Here is a 2,335-nt window from a genome sequence, read left to right as displayed (position 1 = left end):
CACCGGTGTCGTAGAGTACGCTTAACATCACTGCATCCCGGCGGCCCTCAGACGTACGCAGGTCCGGTTGCGCGAGAAGCTGTGCAAGGTACTCCCTGGAGAGGTAACCGACGTTGGGGCGCGGCTGTCGCCGCAGCGGAATCGCGAGGACCTGCTGACACTGCAGGAGGCGGTCCGGTACTTCCGACTGCACGTAGCGGAAGAATGCGTGCAACGCCGCGAGGCGATGATTTAGCGTGCTGACCGAAACGTGCCGGTCGGCGGCCAAATGATCAAGGAATGCCTCGACCAGGGGTGCGTCGATCTGTGCCAGTGACAAACGCTCCAGTGCGATCCCCCGCACGTCGCGACAGAATCGCAGCAGCAGGGTGAATACGTCGCGATAGGCCTTGATCGTGTTGGGGCTCAGGTTGCGCTGTGCGGCCAGATGGTGTGTCAGGAAGTCGGTTACGAGCATGGAGAAATCCGTCGGTTTCATGATCCGTCCCTCCTCGGGATGACGTCACCGAAGGCGGCATTCGAGCGCAGCGTAATCTCAGGGAACAGCTCCGCAATCAGATGCAGATAGCGCTGCGTTCCGGCGAGAGACTGATGTCCCATGTAGGTCGCCAGTACCGGGAGCTTCACATTGAGGTCAGCTCCCTGGCGACACCAGCGCAGCAACGCGTGCACGGCATAGGCGTGACGAAGATCGTGTACGCGCGGCCCTTTGCCTCGGCCGGCATGGGCAATTCCACAGCGCAGCAGCAGGTCCCGGAATACCCAATACACAGCTGACAGGCTGTACGGGCCGCCGGATGGAGAGGGGAAGAAGTAGGCATCGGACGGGCGATCGCCCATGACTTGTGCATAGGTTCGAAGGCGCTGTACCAGCGGCAAGGCTGGTGGGACGAGCCTGTCCTTCCGAAATTTGCTATCACGCACCGTCAGGATCCCTCGTTCGAGGTCCACATCGGCCACGCGCAGATGCAGTACCTCACCAAGTCGTAGGCCGCAGCCATACAGTAGCCGGAATACTTCTGGCATGATGAGATGCCGCATTGGGGCGCGTGCAGTCGGTGTCAGCTGGTCGGCCGCGTCGAACAACCGGCTGATCTCGGCGTGGGTCAGAATGCGTGGTGAGAAACCGTCGTCGTACCTTACCAGCAGCGATCGTTCCGGCACATCGGCAGGATATCCCAACCGGCACATGAAGAGGGCGAATTGGCGAACCGCGCAGATACGATGATAGTGGGTGCCTCTGCACTCATGGGGTTGTTTGGAAAGCCACTTGCGGCTGATTGAGCGCGGCAGCTCGCATTCCGATAGTGCTTCATCGCTCAGGAAGCGATCAAAGCGCGCCAGCAAGCGAGCGGCCTCATTATAGCGGTAACCACACGCCCGCTTCTCCTGAACAAACTGTTCCATGAGTGAGCCGACAGGACTTCGGAACTGAGCGTTGAATGCTCTACTCGACATGGCGCACCTCTTCGGTGTTCAGCGCGGCAGTGCGCAAGGTTTCCACGTCGGCCTTCGCGTAGATCAACGTCGACGTCGTCGTCGCATGCCCCAGGATGTCGCCGATGACTTGAAACGGCGTCTGTTCATGGAGCAGCCGTGTCGCGAGTGTGTGGCGTAGCGAGTGCAAGCCATGGCGTTGCGGAGCCCGAAAATGAATTCCGGCGAGAGCCTTCCAATACTCGACGACGTGATACAGGTTAGCGGTCTCACAGAAGGGTAGGAACGGTGCATTCAATGTGAGGAACACTTCTCGACGATCCGACTGAGGACGCCCCGATCTCAGATAGTCAATCAGCGCTTCACCAACTTCTTCCGTTAGCGGCAAACAAAGAGGTGCAAGCGTCTTCGACTGCTTAACCTCTATCGTAGCCGTATCCCACTTCAGATCGTCGATAGATAGCGTCCGAATGTCACTCACTCGCAATCCGAGGCGACAGGCCAGCAGGAGGATCGCGTAATCGCGTTTGCCTTTGGGCGAGGTGCGATCAACGACTTCGAGCAACCTGACCAGAAGTTCCGGTTCCCAGACCGATGGCACAGCCGCATCGCGGGGAACATGAACCACCGGCAATACATGGCTGAGATCCCGCTGCAAGATTCCTCGCAACAGAAGGAACTGCAGAAAACTACGCACATCCGAAACGATTCGCGAAACTGACTTCGCGGTCAGGCGATGTTGCGAGGTCACGAATGCGCAGAGATCGGCCGGCTGTATCTGATCAAAAGACGTGATGTTCCTTGAACCGAGGAAGTCCGTGAATATCGCGATCTCTCGCATCCGCACGCGAATGCTCGATGGGCGAAGATAACGGCGATCCCGACAGTACAGTTCATA

3 protein-coding genes are annotated in these 2,335 nt (G+C 58.6%); all 3 read right to left on the bottom strand.

Features of this window, described 5'->3' with window-relative positions:
- The coding region (locus tag WS68_RS15185) for a tyrosine-type recombinase/integrase (RefSeq protein WP_197419618.1) at nucleotides 1–478 on the bottom strand (478 nt) is incomplete at its 3' end.
- Nucleotides 475–1,407 carry a tyrosine-type recombinase/integrase gene (locus tag WS68_RS15180; RefSeq protein ID WP_231753029.1) on the bottom strand — a complete coding sequence of 311 codons (933 nt, stop codon included), beginning with the start codon at nucleotides 1,405–1,407 and terminating at the stop codon, nucleotides 475–477. The genes WS68_RS15180 and WS68_RS15185, both read right to left, overlap by 4 nt.
- Before the next feature lie 40 nt (nucleotides 1,408–1,447).
- A partial coding sequence (locus WS68_RS15175; protein WP_156429523.1) for a site-specific integrase occupies nucleotides 1,448–2,335 on the bottom strand: 888 nt, incomplete at its 5' end.

Source organism: Burkholderia sp. TSV86 (assembly GCF_001522865.1).
Lineage (GTDB): Bacteria > Pseudomonadota > Gammaproteobacteria > Burkholderiales > Burkholderiaceae > Burkholderia.
This window is presented reverse-complemented; position numbering and strand designations above follow the sequence as displayed.

What these genes read in the sequence shown, in the direction of transcription:
- WS68_RS15180 (WP_231753029.1), bottom strand. Translation starts at nt 1,407, where the DNA reads ATGGAACAGTTTGTTCAGGAGAAGCGGGCGTGTGGTTACCGCTATAAT.